This is a genomic window from Limnohabitans sp. TEGF003 (assembly GCF_055395455.1).
Genome location: NZ_AP029225.1, coordinates 2,179,134 through 2,195,972 on the forward strand (window position 1 = coordinate 2,179,134; position 16,839 = coordinate 2,195,972).

Genomic DNA, 16,839 nt, shown 5'->3' on the forward strand with positions numbered 1-16,839 from the left:
CCGTGAGGGGGGCATTGCAGATTCAGGGATATCAGATGTCGAACAGCAAGCGGGCTGGGTCTTCCAGCGCTTCCTTCATGGCGACCAAGCCCAAGACAGCTTCGCGGCCGTCGATGATGCGGTGGTCGTACGACATGGCAAAGTAGTTCATGGGGCGAACCACCACCTGGCCGTTTTCCACCATGGCGCGGTCTTTGGTCGCGTGCACACCCAAAATGGCCGACTGGGGTGGGTTGATGATGGGGGTGGACATCATCGAGCCGAAGGTGCCACCGTTGGAGATGGAGAACGTACCGCCGGTCATCTCTTCGATGCCCAGCTTGCCGTCACGGGCCTTCACGCCAAACTCGGCGATCTTTTTCTCGATGTCGGCAAAGCTCATCTGGTCGGCGTTGCGCAGGATGGGCACCACCAAACCGCGAGGTGAGCCCACCGCGATACCGATGTCGAAGTAGCCGTGGTACACGATGTCGTTGCCGTCCACCGAGGCGTTGAGCACCGGGAATTTCTTCAGGGCGTGCACCGCGGCCTTGACGAAGAAGCTCATGAAGCCAAGCTTGACGCCGTGTTCCTTCTCGAAGCGTTCTTGCATGCGCTTGCGCATCTCCATGACCGGGGCCATGTTGATTTCGTTGAAGGTGGTCAGGATGGCGTTGGTCGACTGCGATTGCAGCAAACGCTCGGCCACGCGGGCGCGCAGACGCGTCATGGGCACGCGCTGCTCTGGGCGGTCGCCCAGGTTGACGGCAGGCGCCGACACCTGAGGCAGCGCCTTGGTGGGCACGCCTGTGGGGATCACGGCGGCCGTGGACTTGACACCACCGGCCACAGCGGAGAGCACATCGCCCTTGGTCACGCGGCCATCTTTGCCGGAACCGGCCACCGAGCCAGCGGCCAGGCTGTTGTCGGCCATCAGCTTGGCAGCGGCAGGCATGGCCACGCCAGCCATGCTGCCACCGGTCGCTGCAGCAGCTGCGGCCACGGGGGCAGCGGCAGGCGCTGCAACAGCCGCAGCGGCTGGGGCCGCCGCAGCAGCACCGGCCTTGCCTTCGGTGTCGATGCGGGCAATCAGCTGCTCGGCAGTGACGGTGCCACCATCGGCCACGAGGATTTCCGAAATCACGCCAGCGGAAGGCGCTGGTACTTCCAGCACGACCTTGTCGGTCTCGATTTCGATCAGGATTTCATCGGCCGCAACGGCTTCGCCGACTTTCTTTTTCCACTGCAGCATGGTGGCTTCGGCCACGGACTCGGAGAGTTGGGGAACTTTGACTTCTACGATCGCCATGTTGAATTCTCTTTAAAGGTTAAACGCCGGTTTGTTTGGATCACTTGGTCAGCACGAAGCCCTTGAGCTTCGCGAAAGCCGCCTCGATGAGGGCTTTTTGCTGGTCCTGGTGCAGGTGTGAATAACCCACCGCAGGCGAAGCCGACGCAGCGCGACCGGCATAACCGAGCTTCTGACCATCTTGCATGTTCTCGTGGATGTTGTGCTGGATGAAGAACCAGGCACCCTGGTTCTGTGGCTCGTCCTGGCACCACACGATGTCGGTGGCGTTGGGGTACTTTTTGATCTCTGCAGCGAAAGCCTTGTGCGGGAAGGGGTAGAGCTGCTCGAGACGGATGATGGCCACGTCGTCGATGCCCTTGGCCTCGCGGTGCTTGACCAGGTCGTAATAGACCTTGCCCGAGCAAGCGATCACGCGCTTGACCTTGTCGGCCTTGATGTCCCGGGTTTCGCCGATGACGGTCTGGAAACTGCCTTTGGTGAATTCGGACACCGGGCTGGTGGCGTCCTTGTTGCGCAGCAGCGATTTTGGCGTGAAGATGACCAAAGGCTTGCGCAAGTCACGCACCATCTGGCGACGCAGCACATGGAAGATCTGGCTGGCCGTGGTGGGCTGGACCAGTTGCATATTGGTGTCAGCCGCGAGCTGCATGAAGCGCTCAACACGGGCCGAGCTGTGCTCGGGGCCCTGGCCTTCATAGCCGTGCGGCAGCATCAGGGTGATGCCGTTGACACGGCCCCACTTGACTTCGCCCGAAGCAATGAACTGGTCAATCACCACCTGCGCACCGTTGGCGAAGTCGCCGAACTGGGCTTCCCAGATCACCAGGGTGTTGGGGTCGTTGGAGGCATAGCCGTATTCATAGGCCAGCACGGCCTCTTCCGACAGGATCGAGTCAATGACGACGAACGGGGCCTGCTTGTCCGAGACGTTTTGCAGGGCGACATACGTGCCGGTGTCCCACTTCTCACGCTTTTGATCGTGAATGACCGCGTGGCGGTGTGTGAACGTGCCGCGGCCGCAGTCTTCGCCAGACAGACGCACGGGGTAGCCACTGGCAACCAGGGAGGCAAACGCCATGTGCTCGCCCATGCCCCAGTCCACGGGAATCTCGCCACGGCCCATGGCTGCGCGGTCGTCATAGACCTTCTTGACCAGCTGGTGCGGTGTGACCGATTCGGGGATGGTCGAAATTTTCTCGGCCAGACGCTTCCAGTCGGCCAAAGGAATGGAAGTGTCGCCTGCGTCGGTCCACTTCTTGCCCATGAAGGGCGCCCAGTTCACGGTGAATTGGGTCTTGATGTTGGTCAACACCGGCTCGGTCGTGTTCTTGCCAGCGTCCAGTGCAGCGCGGTAGGCCTTGGCCATGTCGTCGCCCAGGGTCTCACCCAGGCCTTGTGTGGCCAGCTTGTCGGCAAACAGCTTGCGCGTGCCGGGGTGAGTCGCGATCTTTTTGTACATCAGCGGCTGGGTCAGCGCAGGGGTGTCCTGCTCGTTGTGGCCCAGTTTGCGGAAGCACACCACGTCCAGCACCACGTCCTTGCGGAACGTCATGCGGTACTCCAGGGCCAGCTGGGTCGCCAGCACCACGGTTTCCGGATCGTCACCGTTGACGTGCAGCACAGGCGCTTCGACCATCTTGACGATGTCGGTGCAAAACACGCTCGAGCGCATGTCGCGGGGGTCGGAGGTGGTGAAACCGATCTGGTTGTTGATGATGATGTGCACCGTGCCGCCTGTGGAGTAACCACGGGTTTGCGCGAGCGCAAAAGTTTCCTGGTTCACGCCCTGGCCACCGAAAGCAGCGTCGCCGTGCACCAGCACGGGCAGCACTTGCTTGCCCAGCGGGTCGTTGCGGCGGTCCATGCGGGCACGCACCGAGCCTTCGACCACGGGGTTCACGATTTCCAGGTGCGAGGGGTTGAACGCCAGCGACAGGTGGACCGGGCCACCGGGGGTGTTCACGTCCGAGCTGAAACCCTGGTGGTATTTCACGTCACCGGCAGGCAGGTCTTCGGGGGCGGTGTGGTCGAATTCGGCAAACAGGTCCGCAGGCAACTTGCCCATGGTGTTGACCAGCACGTTCAAGCGGCCGCGGTGGGCCATGCCGATCACGACTTCCTGCACGCCTTGCGCGCCGGCTTGCTGGATCAGTTCGTCCATCGCCGCGATGAAGCTTTCGCCGCCTTCGAGCGAGAAACGCTTTTGGCCCACGTATTTGGTGTGCAGGTAGCGCTCCAGACCTTCGGCAGCCGTCAGGCGGTCGAGGATCTGCTTTTTCTTTTCAGCGCCGAAATTCGGTTTGCTGCGGATGCTTTCGAGCTTTTGCTGCCACCAGCGCTTTTCAGCCTGCTCGGTGGTGTACATGTACTCGGCCCCCAGGGTGCCGCAATAGGTCTCGCGCAGCGCATTGAGCAGCTCGCGCAGGGGCATGTTGTTCTTGCCAAAGAAGGTGTTGCTGGTGTCGAACACGGTTTCCTGGTCGGCATCGGTGAAGCCGTAGAAAGCGGGGTCGAGGTCAGGGATGTTGGGGCGTTCGGTGCGCTTCAGAGGGTCCAGGTCGGCCCAGCGTTGGCCGACGTTGCGGTAGGCGGCGATCAGCTGCTGAACGGCGGTGCGCTTGCGACCCATTTCAACGTTTTCGCTGGCCATGACCACTTTGGTGCCACCGGCTTTGGCGCGTTCGGCAAAAGCGTTGATGACAGGCAGGTGGGGCACGTCTTTGGCGTTGGAGCCGTCGACTGCGGGAACGTGCTGGAGGGCGTCGAAGTATTCGCGCCAGGAGTCGGGCACGCTGCCGGGGTTGGCCAGGTAGTTCTCGTACATCTCTTCGACGTACGGGCCGTTACCTCCGAAAAGGTGGGTGTTGCCTGAATAGGCAGCGTAGACGGAATTAGTCTCGCTCATGTTTCGCTGACCTCCGTTCCCCTCTGGGAAACATTAGTTGGTTGAGAATTACCTTCCGCGACACGGCTGAACCGGTTGGCGGATGCGACTGTGGCAGGGGAAGGGCCTGAGTACAGCGCGCATTGTGCCACGGCTTGTCCGATACCAAACTTACAGCGGCACGGAACCCGACGGGTGGAAGGCGATTGGGATAAAAAAGACCCCGCCAAAGCGGGGTCAGGGTACATCAGCCTTTGACCAGATCCACGATCTGCTGCAATGCGGCCGGATCGTCCATGGTGGTCAGGTCGCCCGGGTCGCGCCCTTCGGCCACGGCCTGAATGGCCCGGCGCAGCAACTTGCCGCTGCGGGTCTTGGGCAAAGCCGAGACGAAGAACACGCGCGAGGGTCGGGCCACCGCACCCAGCTGCGAATCCACCACCTTCATGACTTCGCCTTCGAGCTTCAGGCGCGCTGCCGCGTCCGTCAGGCCCGAGGTGTCCTTGGCAATCGCAAAGGCCATGGCCACCTGCCCCTTGAGCTGGTCGGCCACACCCACCACCGCCACCTCGGCCACGTTGGGGTGGCTGGAGATGCTTTCCTCGATCTCGCGGGTGCCCAGGCGGTGACCGGCCACGTTGATCACATCGTCCGTGCGGCCCAAGATGAAGTAATAACCGTCTTCGTCACGCACCGCCCAGTCGAAGGTGCTGTAGACCAACTTGTTGGGCACGGTTTTCCAGTAGGTTTTGACAAAGCGCTCGTCGTCGCCCCAGATGGTCTGCAGGTTGCCGGGGGGCAAGGGGCCCTCAATGGTCAGCACGCCCTTTTGGTTGGCACCCGTGAGTTCTTCACCGGTCTGGTCATCGACCAGTTTGACGTTGTAGCCGTAAATCGCCTTCCCGGGGGAGCCAAACTTGCTGGGCGCTTTTTCGACGCCGTTGCAGATGCTCAGGATCGGCCAGCCGGTTTCGGTCTGCCAGTAGTTGTCGATGATGGGCTTGCCGTTCAGACCTTCGGAAATCCACTTGGCGGTGGGTTCGTCCAGCGGCTCACCCGCCAGGAACAGCGCCTGCAGGCTGGACAGGTCGTACTTGGTGAGCAAGGCCGGGTCCTGCTTTTTGAGCACCCGGATGGCCGTGGGAGCGCTGAACATGACCTGGACTTTGTACTTTTCGACCAGGCTCCACCAGATGCCGCCATCCGGACGGATGGGCAGGCCTTCATAAAGGATGGTGGCCATGCCACCGATCAGCGGGCCATAGATGATGTAACTGTGCCCAACCACCCAGCCGATGTCGCTGGTGCAGAAGAAGGTGCCGCCCGGCTTGCCCTCAAAGATGTTGGGGATGCTGGCGGCCAGGGCCACGGTGTAGCCCCCGGTGTCGCGCTGCACGCCCTTGGGTTTGCCGGTGGTGCCCGAGGTGTAGAGCGTGTAGCTGGGGTGCGTGGAGTCGACCCACACGCACGGCACCACCGCATCCATGTGCTTGGCGCGCTCGCTGGCGTAGTCCACATCGCGGCCGGGCACGGGGGTGAACGGTGCCAGATGGCGGTCCACCATGACCACCTTGGTCGGCTTGTGGGTGGACAGCTTGATCGCTTCGTCGAGCAGCGGCTTGTAGGGCACGCCCTTGCCGCCGCGCGAACCCGCATCGGCGCTGATGATCACCTTGGGCGAAGCGTCTTCGATGCGGGTGGCCAGCGAGTGCGAGGCAAAACCGCCAAACACCACCGAATGGATGGCCCCCAGGCGCACGCAAGCGAGCATGGCAAAGGCGGCCTCGGCGATCATGGGCATGTAAATCAGCACGCGGTCGCCCTTGACCACGCCCAGGTCTTGCAAGATGGCGGCCATGCGCTGCACTTCGGCGTGCAGTTCGCGGAAGGTGTAGGTTTTTTCCTGATCGGTTTCGGTCGAAACAAAAATCAGCGCAGGCTGGTCAGCCCGCTCGGCCAGGTGGCGGTCCACCGCGTTGTGGCACAAATTGGTCTGGCCGCCCACGAACCACTTGGCAAATGGCGGGTTGCTGTAATCACAGATTTGCTGCGGTGGAACTTTCCAGTCCACCAGTTTGGCCTGCTCGGCCCAAAAAGCGTCGCGGTCGTTGATCGAGCGTGCGTGAAAGTCAGCAAAGCTGCCCATGAAAGTCTCCTGAATGCCGGCCAAATGAATTCCTGGAGGGTGCGCCAGCCCCGTGACGGACACCCTTCTGAATTCATAATTATGGGCAAGGGACTTGCAACAAGCTGACTTCAAGCCCCGCAAGGTTCAGCGCACAGCAGGCGCCTGACGGGGTGCCCACCCATGCGCCTGAAGGTTCACTTGAACAGCGTTTGCAGCAGCTTGAAATCCGGGTGTTCGGCGGTGCGAACCCACTCGAACGCCACCATCTCGGCGGTCACCAACTCGGCCCCTGCCCCGGCCAAACGGTCATACGCGGCGTCGCGGTTTCGCTCGGTGCGCGAGCTGCAGGCATCGGTCACCACCCACACCTCGAACTCGTCTTCCAGCAGATCGAGCGCGGTCTGCAGCAGGCAAATGTGCGCCTCGCACCCGGCCAGCACGATGGTCTTGCGCGGCTCGGCCCCCGGCTGGGGTTTTTGCAGGTGGCGCGGCAAGCTGCGGGCGTTGCCGCGCGGGGCCTGCACCGGCTCGGGCTGCAGCCATTCGCCCAAGCCTTCCTCCACCGCGCTGAACTGCATCTTGGCCAGCACCTGGCGGCAGTGGCTGCGAATTTCAGGGGGCATCTCGCCCAAACGCGAGGGGTTTTGCTCGGTACCCCAGGTGGGCACATCCAGCGCCTGCGCCAAGGTGGCCAAGCGTGCCGCGTTGGCCCAGACGGCATCGGCGTCCAGCATCGCGGGCTTCAGGCGGGCCTGAAAATCCACCAACACCAATTGGCTTTCATCTGCATCGATCAACATAAAGACTCCCAAAACGTCAGCCGCGATTGTCGCAGGCGCGGGCAGGCATCCGTTATGCTCAGCGGCAAGCTCTGTTCTTGAAAAAATGAAAACACAAATTGACCACCTGGTGGTGATGGCCTCGACTTTGGACGCAGGCGTGCAATGGTGCGAGGAGACTCTGGGCATCACCCCCGGCCCAGGCGGCGAACACGAAAAATACGGCACGCACAACCGGCTGTTCAAGATTGCATCGCCCAAATTTCCTCTGGCTTACTTTGAAATCATCGCGATCAACCCCGGTGCAGTCATCCCCAAACGCTCACAGGTGCCCCGCTGGTTCGACATGGACGACAAGGCCTTGCAAAAAGCCGTGGCCGAGCAACCCCGGCTGATCCACTTCGTGACCAGCACCGATGACATCAAAGCCGCCCGGCATGTGCTGCGCACCCAAGGCATTGAACGCGGCCAAGTGGTGCACGCCAGCCGCAAGTCGGGCAAAGGCACCCTGAACTGGCAAATCACCGTGCGCGAAGACGGCGAGCGCCTGTTCAACGGCACCTTGCCCACCTTGATCCAATGGGGCAAGCCCGATGCCACCGACCCGCTGCGTCTGCACCCGCGCAACAGCCTGCCCCGCTCGGGCGTCTCGTTGCAGAGCCTGTCGGTCAGCCACCCCAGCGGGGCCAAGCTGCAGACCGCCTACGAAGCCATCGGTCTGCAAGGCGTGCAGATTGAAACCGGCCCGGCCAACCTCGTTGCCACCTTGCAAACCCCCAAAGGTCTGGTGCAGTTGCAAAGCCTGGGGGTCTGATCAGCCCTCGTCGGGCAAGCTGGCGAGCAAGGCCATGCCAGCCAGCATGACCGCCGCCGTCAACCACAGCGCACCCTTGAAACTGCCCGTGGCCTGCGCCATGGCTCCGGCCACCACGGGGGCCAGCATTTGCGCAGCGCCATAACTCAAGGTCAAGCGGGCCATGGCTTTGCCCGGATTGTGTGGGGCACGTCGCCCCACCAAGGCCAAGGTCAGGCTGACGATGCCGATGAAGGTGGCGCCATAACCCACCGCCCCGGCCAGTGCCGCGGCCAATGAACCCGAGAGGGCTGGCAAGACGATGGACACCGTCTGCAAGCCGAAGGCCAACAACAAAGCACGGATATCGCCCAGGCGTCGGGCCACGCGGTCCCACATGAACACGGCAGGCATGGCCGCCAGGCCCACCAAAGCCCAGGCCAAAGCGCCCTGCCCGGCCAAGGCCGGTTCACGCTCGACAATGGTCACGGTGAACGTGGCACTGATGACAAAGCCCCACCCCGCCGCAAAATAGCTCAGCGCCATGGTCCACATCCAGCGGCGTGACACCTGCGGCAAGGCCTGAACACCGGCGCCGGGTACCAGCGCAGGCGGCACGGGCGGCCGCCAGCGCCAGGCGGGCACCCCAAAAACCAAACCCAGCGCAGCCAATGCCAGCCACTGGTCTGACCAACGCGTCCAGATGCCGGACAGCCCCCAGGCGCCCAGAGCCGACACCACAATGCCCAGGCCCAAGCCCATGAAAAACACCCCCAACTCGGGCCTGCGGCCTTGCCGCATCAGCCAGCCCAGCACCAGTCCCGAGCCGAGCAACATGCCTGTGGCGCCGCACAACCCCCCGATGAAGCGCCACAAGACCCAGGCCGGCATCCAGCTCGACAGCGCCATCGCGGCCGTGGTCAGCAAGGCCATCCACAAACCCATGCTGTAAAAACGGTGACGCCAGCGCACATCGTCCATCCAGGCCGTGACCAGCGCACCGGTGATGTAGCCGGCATAGTTCACGGCCGCCAAAGCACCGGCGGCGGCATCGCTCAGGCCGGTTTGGGCCTGCAGACCCGGCAGCAGCGGCGTGTAGGCAAAACGCGCCAGACCAATCGTCAGCACCAAGCCGCAAATGCCCCCGGCCATGACTTGCCAGGGCTTGAGAACTTGAACAGGGGGTGACGCGGTGTTTTGCATGGCCGTGTGCAAGTATCGCTGCAATGTGCCGCTGGACGAGTGCCTTGCGGTGGGCTCATTGACACCTTGGCTACAGCAGGTGCTGCGTCGCGGACACGACAGGCCAGCCCGCTCAACAAAGGGTTTTCACCATCCCGGCAAACCGGGCTGGCCCCTAAAGTGAAACGACAAGGAGACCCCCATGACCCCACGTTTCACCCCTTCTTCTCCCCTTCTTCTCCCCTTCGCCGCAGCCTGAGCCTCGCGCTGTTGGCCATGGGCGCTTTGGGCGCCACATCGGCATCGGCCCAGACATTTCCCAGCAAACCCTTGCGCCTGGTGGTGACCTTCCCCTCCGGTGGGGCACCCGACATCCTGGCGCGGCTGTTCAGCGAAAAAGCGCAACTCGGCTTTCCCGTGGTGGTGGACAACCGGCCTGGTGCGGGCGGCAACATCGGCGCCGACAACGTGGCCAAATCACCGGGCGACGGCCACACCCTGGTGATGGGCACCGTGGGCACGCACTCCATCAACGGGGCGCTCTACGAAAAAATGCCCTATGACATGGTCAAAGATTTCACGCCGGTGTCGCTGGTCGCATCTGCCCCCAACCTGCTGGTGGTCAACAACGCGCTGCCGGTCAAAAACGTGCCCGAGTTGATCGCCTACATGAAGGCGAACCCCAACAAGCTGTCGTTCGGCTCGCCCGGCATCGGCACCTCGGTGCACGTCTCGGGCGAACTCTTCAAATCGCTCACCGGCACCAACATGACCCATGTGCCCTACAAAGGGCGGCAATACGCGATTCCGGACCTGATCGGCGGCAGCATCCAGCTCATGTTCGACAACATGCCCTCGGCTTTGCCCATGGCCAAGGAAGGCAAGATCCGGGCTTTGGCGCAAACCACCGCGACCCGCTCACCAGCCGCGCCCGATGTGCCTACTGTGGCTGAATCGGTGCCCGGCTTTGAAGCCACCACCTGGTTTGCCATGTTTGCCCCGGCCAATGTGCCGCGGCCCGTGATCGACCGACTCAACGCCGAGGTGGTGCGCGTGTTCAAGCTGCCCGAGGTGCAAGAGCGCCTGAAAACCCTGGGCCTGGACCCGGTGCTGTCCAGCCCGGACGAGCTGGCCCGCTACCAGGCCAGCGAAATCACCAAATGGGCCAAAGTGGTCAAGGAGTCGGGCGCCAAAGCGCAGTGATGCGCCCTTCTGTCACCCGCTGACAGCGCTCAGACCAACTCGGAGATCTCGATCAGGTTCAGGTCGGGGTCTCTGAGGTAGATGGAGCGGATTTTCTGGGTCGCCCCCGTGCGCATGACCGGGCCTTCCACGATGGGCCAATCGGCTTTGGTCACTCGGGCCATGACCTCGTCCAGCGGCACGCTGGCGATGAAGCACAGGTCCAGCGCACCGGGCACAGGCAAATGGGCCTTGGGCTCGAATTCACGGCCGCGCACATGCAGGTTGATTTTCTGCTGGCCGAACTTGAAGGCCCGGCGCTGCACCGGCGGGGTGCCACCCACAAAGCTTTCAAGCTGCATGCCCAGCACGCGGGTGTAAAAGTCGATGCAAGCGGCCTCGTCGCAGGTGGTCAGCACCAGGTGGTCCAAATGGTCAATCATGTGAAAAATCCAAGTTGAAGTCGGCCAAGTGTGAGCTCAGGCCACAATGCCCTGCTCTCGCAAAGCCTGAATTTGCGCCGCGGAGAGGCCCATGCCCGACAACACGGCATCGCTGTCCTGACCAATGCCGGGTGCATTGCGCCGGTGCCCGCCAGGGGTGCGCGAGAGTTTGGGCACGATGCCGGGCACCATCAAATCGCTCCCATCGTCCATGCGCACGGTTTGCAGCATGTCGCGGGCCCGGTAGTGCGGGTCGTGCGCAATGTCGGCCACGGTGTAGATGCGCCCGGCCGGCACACTGGCGCGGTCGAGCGCGGCCAGCACCTCGTCCACCGTGTGCTGCGCGGTCCACTGGCCGATCACCCCGTCGATTTCGGCCACGCGGGCCACGCGTCCCGTGTTGTCTTTCAGGCCGGGGTCCCGGGCAAGGTCCTCGCGCCCGATCTCGGCCATCAAGCGCTTGAAGATGCTGTCGCCGTTGCCCGCAATCAGGGCATAGCCGCCGTCCTTGCACAGGTAGGCGTTGCTCGGCGCAATGCCCGGCAAGGCGCTGCCCGCCGGTCCACGCACCGCACCAAAGGCGCTGTACTCGGGCAGCAGGCTTTCCATGCAGTTGAACATGGCCTCGTACAAAGCCACGTCAATCACCTGCCCCCGGCCCGAAGTTTGCCGCTCGTGCAAGGCCAGCAAGATGCCGATCACGCCGTGTAAGGCCGCCAGCGTGTCGCCCAGGCTGATGCCCACACGCACCGGCACCCGGCCCGGCTCGGCCGTGAGGTGCCGAATGCCGCCCATGGCCTCGCCCACCACGCCAAAACCCGGGCGATCGCGGTAAGGGCCGGTTTGGCCGTAGCCGCTCACGCGCAGCATGATCAGGCGGGGATTGAGGGCCAGCAAATCGTCAGGCCCCAGGCCCCAGCCCTCCATCGCGCCGGGGCGGAAGTTTTCAATCAGCACATCGCTCTCGGCGGCCAGCTGGCGCACGATGTCCTGCGCGGCAGGCTGCTTGAGGTCCAGCGCCAAAGACTGTTTGTTGCGCGACTGCACCTGCCACCAGACCGAGGTGCCATCTTTCATCAAGCGCCACTGGCGCAGCGGGTCACCCGCGCCGGGCGGCTCGATCTTGACCACATCGGCCCCAAAATCGGCAAGCGTTTTGGCTGCAAAAGGGCCGGCAATCAACTGGCCCAGTTCCAGGACCTTGAGTCCGGCCAGGGGGCCGGTGGAGGGTGAAAAAGCTTTGTCTGCGTTCATGGCCTCAAGTGTAGGCAATCAGGCACCCGGCATGTCGGGTGTCGTTGTGCAGGCTCAATCCCGGTAAATCGCGATCTGCGGCGGGCCATCGCCTTGCACCACGCCCCGGTACATGCCTTCGGTGTTGAAGGCCAACTGGTAGTGGCCGTGTCGGTCGAGCGCGATCACGCCACCGCGCCCGCCTGTGGCGTCGAGCTTGTCACGCATCGTCGCTTGGGTGGCTTGTGCCAACGTCAAACCGCCATAGGCCATGCGGGCGGCGATGTCGTGTGCCACCACCCCGCGCATGAAAAATTCGCCTGCGCCCGTGGCCGACACCGCCGCCGTGGCGTCGCAAGCGTAGGTGCCCGCGCCAATCAGGGGCGAATCGCCCACGCGGCCGAACATCTTGTTGGTCATGCCGCCCGTCGAGGTGGCAGCGGCCAGGTGGCCGTGTGCATCCAGCGCCACCGCCCCCACGGTGCCGAACTTGCGGTCGATGGGTTCGGGCTGAGCCTGCGCATGCTGTCCATCGTGGTCCAGCATCACCTGGTTTTGGGCCAAGGCGGCTTGCAGCTGTTGCCAGCGGTGCGCGGTGTGAAAATACTCGGGCCGCTCCAGGGCCAGGCCCTGAGCACGGGCAAAGGCCTCGGCGCCCTGCCCCATCAAAAACACATGCCCGCTGCGCTGCATGACCGCCTGCGCCGCCAAAACCGGGTTGCGCACCGACACCAGCCCGGCCACCGCGCCGGCTTGGCCTGTGGCACCGTCCATCACGGCCGCGTCCATTTCGTTGCGGCCCTCGTGGGTGAACACCGAGCCCTTGCCCGCATTGAACAAGGGGCAGTCCTCCATCACGCAAACCGCCGCCACCACCGCCTCCAGGGCCGAGCCGCCTTGCAGCAGCAAAGTCTGCCCGGCCAGCAAGGCCTGTTGCAGGGCCTCGCGGTAGTCGCGCTCTTGGTCTGCGCTGAGGTCTGCACGCGTCAAGGTGCCCGCACCGCCATGCACCAACAAAGTGACCGGGGCCTGCATCTGCATGGTCTCAGTCGTTCAGGTGGCACGCGGCCTGGTGCTGCAGCCCCACGGCCTTGAGTACGGGCTCTTCCACCTTGCAGCGCTCGGTGGCCTTGGGACAACGCGGGTGAAAGTGGCAGCCCGTGGGCCGATTGACGGGGTTGGGCACATCGCCCGTCAACACAATGCGCTGCTTCTTGGCCTTGGGGTCGGGAATGGGCACGGCCGAGAGCAAGGCCTCGGTGTAGGGGTGTTTGGGGCGGGTGTACAAATCGCGCGAAGGCGCGATCTCGACCACGCGGCCCAGGTACATCACCGCTACCCGGTTGCTGATGTGCTCAACCACCGACAAATCGTGCGCAATGAAGAGATACGTCAGGCCCATCTTGGCCTGCAGGTCTTCCAGCAGGTTGATGACCTGCGCCTGGATGGACACATCGAGCGCTGACACCGGCTCGTCACACACGATCAGTTTGGGCGAGACCGCCAAGGCGCGCGCAATGCCGATGCGCTGGCGCTGGCCACCCGAAAACTCGTGCGGAAAGCGCCGCATGTGGTCGGCGTTCAGGCCCACGGTTTCCAGCAGTTCGACCACCCGTGCCTGGTATTCAGAGGGCAACTTGGTCAGCTTGTGGATGGTCAGGGCTTCGCCAATGATGGCTTCGACCGTCATGCGCGGGTTGAGCGAGGCAAACGGGTCCTGAAAAATGATCTGCATGTCGCGGCGCACCTCGCGCAGCGCCTGGGCATCCATGGCGGTGACATCCTGGCCATTGAAGCGGACCTCGCCGCTGCTGGGCTCGATCAGGCGCAGGATGCAGCGCCCGGTGGTGGACTTGCCGCAACCGGACTCGCCCACCATGCCCAGGGTTTCACCGGCGGCGATGCTGAGCGTGACGCCGTCCACTGCGTGCACACGGCCCACCTCGGTGCTGAAGATGCCGCCCTTGATCGGGAAGTATTTGGTCAGGCCCTTGACCTGCAAGAGGTCGGGCGCAGGCTTGACCGCGTCGGACGCGACCGTGGCATGGGGCTTGGTGACAGTGTCTGTGGTCATATCGCAAAGTGGCAAGCCACCCGGTGACCCGATGCCAGCTCACGCAACTCGGGCATCTCGGACGTGCAACGGGCGTTGGCGTGCGGACACCGGGGCGCAAAGCGGCAACCGGGAGGTGGAAGGATCAACTTGGGCACCGAGCCGGGAATGGCATGCAGGCGCTGTTTGTGCGCACTGTCCAGGTCCAGGCGCGGAATGGAACGGATCAGGCCTTGCGTGTAAGGGTGTGCGGGCGAGCCGAACAGGTCCTCGACCGTGGCCTCTTCGACCACGCGGCCCGCATACATCACCACCACCCGCTGGCAGGTTTCGGCCACCACGCCCATGGCGTGGGTGATCAGCAGGATGGACATGCCCATCTGCGCCTTGAGCCGGTCCAGCAGGTCCAGAATCTGCGCCTGAATGGTCACATCCAGCGCGGTGGTGGGCTCGTCGGCAATCAGCAGTTTGGGGTTGCAAGACAGCGCCATCGCGATCATCACGCGCTGGCGCATACCGCCTGAAAACTGGTGTGGGTAGTCGTCCACCCGGCTTTCGGGTTTGGGGATGTTCACCAGGCCCAGCATCTCGATGGCACGGGCCCTGGCCTGCTTGACACTCAAGCCCTCGTGCAGGCGCAAAGACTCGCCGATTTGCTCGCCCACGCTCAGCACCGGGTTGAGCGAGGTCATGGGTTCCTGGAACACCATGGCAATCTCGCGGGCACGAATTTTTTGCATGGCTTTGGCATCGGCCTGCACCAGGTCCTGGCCTTCGAACCAGATCTGGCCATGCGCGATGCGCCCGGGGGGCATGGCCAGCAGTTTCATGATGGTCATGGCCGTGACGCTTTTGCCGCAGCCGGACTCGCCCACCACACCCAGCGTCTCGCTGCGGTCGATGTGGAAACTCACCCCGTCCACCGCATGCAACACACCGTCGTCGGTGTCAAAGTGCACCTGCAGGTCCTGGACTTTCAACAACGCTTGGGACATCCGTCAACCTCTTTAAAGCACACGGCGCGGATCGTAGGCATCGCGCAGACCGTCACCGATGTAGTTGATGGTCAACACGGTGATGAAAATCAACAAGCCAGGGAACAAGGCCCAGTGCGGCGCAATGTCCATGTGGTCCTTGGCATCGAACAAAATGCGGCCCCAGGTGGGGATGTCAGGCGGGAAACCCAAGCCGAGAAAAGACAGGGTCGACTCGGCGATGATGGCCGCCGCCACATCGATGGTGGCCGCCACGATCACCGGCCCCATGGCATTGGGCAGGATGTGCACCGTGACTTGGCGCCATTTGCTGGCCCCCAAGGCGCGGGCCGCTTCCACAAATTCCTTCTCGCGCAGCGACAGGAATTGCGCGCGCACGAGCCGGGCCACCGGCATCCAGCGCAAGCCGCCGATGACCGCGACCACCAAAATGAACACGCCCATCTCGGTGCCCACCCATTTCTTCAGGCTGTCGTTGAACAGGTAAAAAATGAGCAGCAGCAAGGGCAACTGAGGCAGCGACAAAAACAAATCGGTCAGCCACATCAGGAACACATCGACCGGGCCTTTGGACATGCCTGCCACCGCACCGATCACCACCCCCACGCTGATGGCAATCAGCATGGCGGCCAGACCGACGGCCAAGGAAATGCGCCCGCCGTACAACATGCGGGCCAGCAGGTCTTGCCCCAGGTCATCGGTGCCCAGCGGGTGTGCCCAGGTGGGCGGCTGCATGCGGGCAGAAAAATCGATGTCGCTGATGGGCACACGCCACAGCCATGGGCCCAGCAACACCGCCAGCACGATGAACGCCAGGATGACGGTACAGATCACGGCCAGACGGTGGCGTTTGAAACGCCGCCAGGCCTCGCGGCCCGGCGAGACCGGGGCTCGGGGTTTGGGCGCCGTCTCAGGCAAAGGAGATGCGGGGGTCAAGCCAGCCATACACGATATCTGCCAATAGGTTGCACGCAATCACCAGCGCGGAAAAAACGAAAGTCACCGCCATGATCACCGGGGTGTCATTGGCCAGCATGGAGCTGATGATCAGCGAGCCGATGCCCGGCACCCTGAAAATCTGCTCCGTCACGATGGCGCCGCCAAAAATGGCCGGCATCTGCAGGGCCACCAGGGTCACCACCGGAATCAGCGCATTGCGCAGCACATGTTTGGTGATGACCACCTTTTCGGCCAGGCCCTTGGAGCGGGCCGTGGTCACGTAGTCCAGGCGAATCACATCGAGCACGGCCGAGCGCACATAGCGCGTCCATGAGCCGGCCTGGAACAGGCCCAGCACCGTGACCGGCATGATCATCTGCTTGAGGTGCTCCCAGTAAAAACGCCAGCCGGTCTCAGCGATGTCGGCGCGGTACACAAACGGCAGCCAGTCCAGGTGGATGCTGAAAAACAGGATCAGCAAGATGCCCGTGAAAAACGTGGGCAAGGAAAAGCCGATGAAGGCAAGCGTGCTGGCCACCTGGTCAAACAGCGAATAAGGCCTGGACGCGGCGTACACCCCGACCGGAATGGCAATGCACAACGCCAAAATCTGCGAAGAGCCAATCACCAGCAAGGTGATCGGCAACCTCTGCATGATCAGCGTTTCCACATCGACACGGCTGATGAAGGAAAAGCCCCAGTCGCCCTGCACCATGGCCGACAGCCAGTTCCAGTAGCGCACCATGAGTGGATCGTCCAGACCGAACTTGGCACGCAAGGAAGCCGCCACCTCGGCCGGGATGTTGGGGTTGTTGACCAACTCGCCAAAAGGATCACCGGGGGCCAGAGCCAGCACCGAGAACAACACAAAACTGATGCCCAGCAAGCTGGGTACGGCGATCAGGATTCGCCGCAGGATGTAACTGAACATGGCGCG

Annotated in this window: 14 protein-coding genes; 2 read left to right on the plus strand and 12 right to left on the minus strand. The window is 63.1% G+C overall.

What is annotated here, in order from left to right:
• Positions 1–31 precede the first annotated feature (31 nt).
• From odhB to ACZ5RT_RS10735, 4 genes are all read right to left on the minus strand, one after another.
• Positions 32–1,288 (minus strand): 2-oxoglutarate dehydrogenase complex dihydrolipoyllysine-residue succinyltransferase, encoded by a 1,257-nt coding sequence (odhB, locus tag ACZ5RT_RS10720; RefSeq protein ID WP_464452429.1) that lies wholly within the window; start codon positions 1,286–1,288, stop codon positions 32–34.
• Positions 1,289–1,328: 40 nt separating this feature from the next.
• Complete coding sequence (locus tag ACZ5RT_RS10725) at positions 1,329–4,196, minus strand: 2-oxoglutarate dehydrogenase E1 component (RefSeq protein ID WP_464452430.1); 2,868 nt, start codon at positions 4,194–4,196, stop codon at positions 1,329–1,331.
• Between the two features lie 226 nt (positions 4,197–4,422).
• Positions 4,423–6,321 carry a propionate--CoA ligase gene (locus ACZ5RT_RS10730; protein WP_464452431.1) on the minus strand — a complete coding sequence of 633 codons (1,899 nt, stop codon included), beginning with the start codon at positions 6,319–6,321 and terminating at the stop codon, positions 4,423–4,425.
• A 176-nt stretch (positions 6,322–6,497) separates the two neighbouring features.
• Entirely contained in the window at positions 6,498–7,103 is a 606-nt protein-coding gene (locus ACZ5RT_RS10735; RefSeq protein ID WP_291924048.1) for an isochorismatase family protein, read from the minus strand.
• Between the two features lie 85 nt (positions 7,104–7,188).
• Here ACZ5RT_RS10735 and ACZ5RT_RS10740 point away from each other — a divergent pair, with 85 nt between their 5' ends.
• Complete coding sequence (locus tag ACZ5RT_RS10740; RefSeq protein WP_464452432.1) at positions 7,189–7,896, plus strand: VOC family protein; 708 nt, start codon at positions 7,189–7,191, stop codon at positions 7,894–7,896.
• On the opposite strand, the gene ACZ5RT_RS10745 is transcribed toward ACZ5RT_RS10740, so the two are convergent.
• Complete coding sequence (locus ACZ5RT_RS10745) at positions 7,897–9,078, minus strand: YbfB/YjiJ family MFS transporter (RefSeq protein WP_464452433.1); 1,182 nt, start codon at positions 9,076–9,078, stop codon at positions 7,897–7,899. It abuts the gene before it with no gap.
• Between the two features lie 255 nt (positions 9,079–9,333).
• Between ACZ5RT_RS10745 and ACZ5RT_RS10750 the strand changes: the two genes are divergently transcribed.
• Positions 9,334–10,260, plus strand: a complete 927-nt coding sequence (locus ACZ5RT_RS10750; protein WP_464454215.1) for a Bug family tripartite tricarboxylate transporter substrate binding protein — start codon at positions 9,334–9,336, stop codon at positions 10,258–10,260.
• Positions 10,261–10,289: 29 nt separating this feature from the next.
• Here the strand turns inward: ACZ5RT_RS10750 and ACZ5RT_RS10755 are convergent, their stop codons facing one another.
• Genes ACZ5RT_RS10755 through ACZ5RT_RS10785 form a run of 7 tightly spaced genes read right to left on the minus strand, consistent with a single transcriptional unit; the run spans position 10,290 to position 16,833 of the window.
• Entirely contained in the window at positions 10,290–10,682 is a 393-nt protein-coding gene (locus ACZ5RT_RS10755) for a VOC family protein (protein ID WP_464452434.1), read from the minus strand.
• A 36-nt stretch (positions 10,683–10,718) separates the two neighbouring features.
• Positions 10,719–11,936 carry a CaiB/BaiF CoA transferase family protein gene (locus ACZ5RT_RS10760; protein WP_464452435.1) on the minus strand — a complete coding sequence of 406 codons (1,218 nt, stop codon included), beginning with the start codon at positions 11,934–11,936 and terminating at the stop codon, positions 10,719–10,721.
• 54 nt (positions 11,937–11,990) lie between these two features.
• Entirely contained in the window at positions 11,991–12,956 is a 966-nt protein-coding gene (locus ACZ5RT_RS10765) for an isoaspartyl peptidase/L-asparaginase family protein (protein WP_464452436.1), read from the minus strand.
• 4 nt (positions 12,957–12,960) lie between these two features.
• A complete protein-coding gene (locus ACZ5RT_RS10770; protein WP_464452437.1) occupies positions 12,961–13,989 on the minus strand; it encodes an ABC transporter ATP-binding protein in 1,029 nt (342 codons plus the stop codon).
• A complete protein-coding gene (locus ACZ5RT_RS10775) occupies positions 13,986–14,963 on the minus strand; it encodes an ABC transporter ATP-binding protein (protein WP_464452438.1) in 978 nt (325 codons plus the stop codon). The genes ACZ5RT_RS10770 and ACZ5RT_RS10775 overlap by 4 nt, the downstream gene beginning before the upstream one ends.
• Positions 14,964–14,975: 12 nt before the next feature.
• Positions 14,976–15,908, minus strand: coding sequence for an ABC transporter permease (locus ACZ5RT_RS10780; protein ID WP_464452439.1), 933 nt, complete (start codon positions 15,906–15,908; stop codon positions 14,976–14,978).
• Complete coding sequence (locus tag ACZ5RT_RS10785; protein WP_464452440.1) at positions 15,874–16,833, minus strand: ABC transporter permease; 960 nt, start codon at positions 16,831–16,833, stop codon at positions 15,874–15,876. The genes ACZ5RT_RS10780 and ACZ5RT_RS10785 overlap by 35 nt, the downstream gene beginning before the upstream one ends.
• Positions 16,834–16,839: the final 6 nt, after the last annotated feature.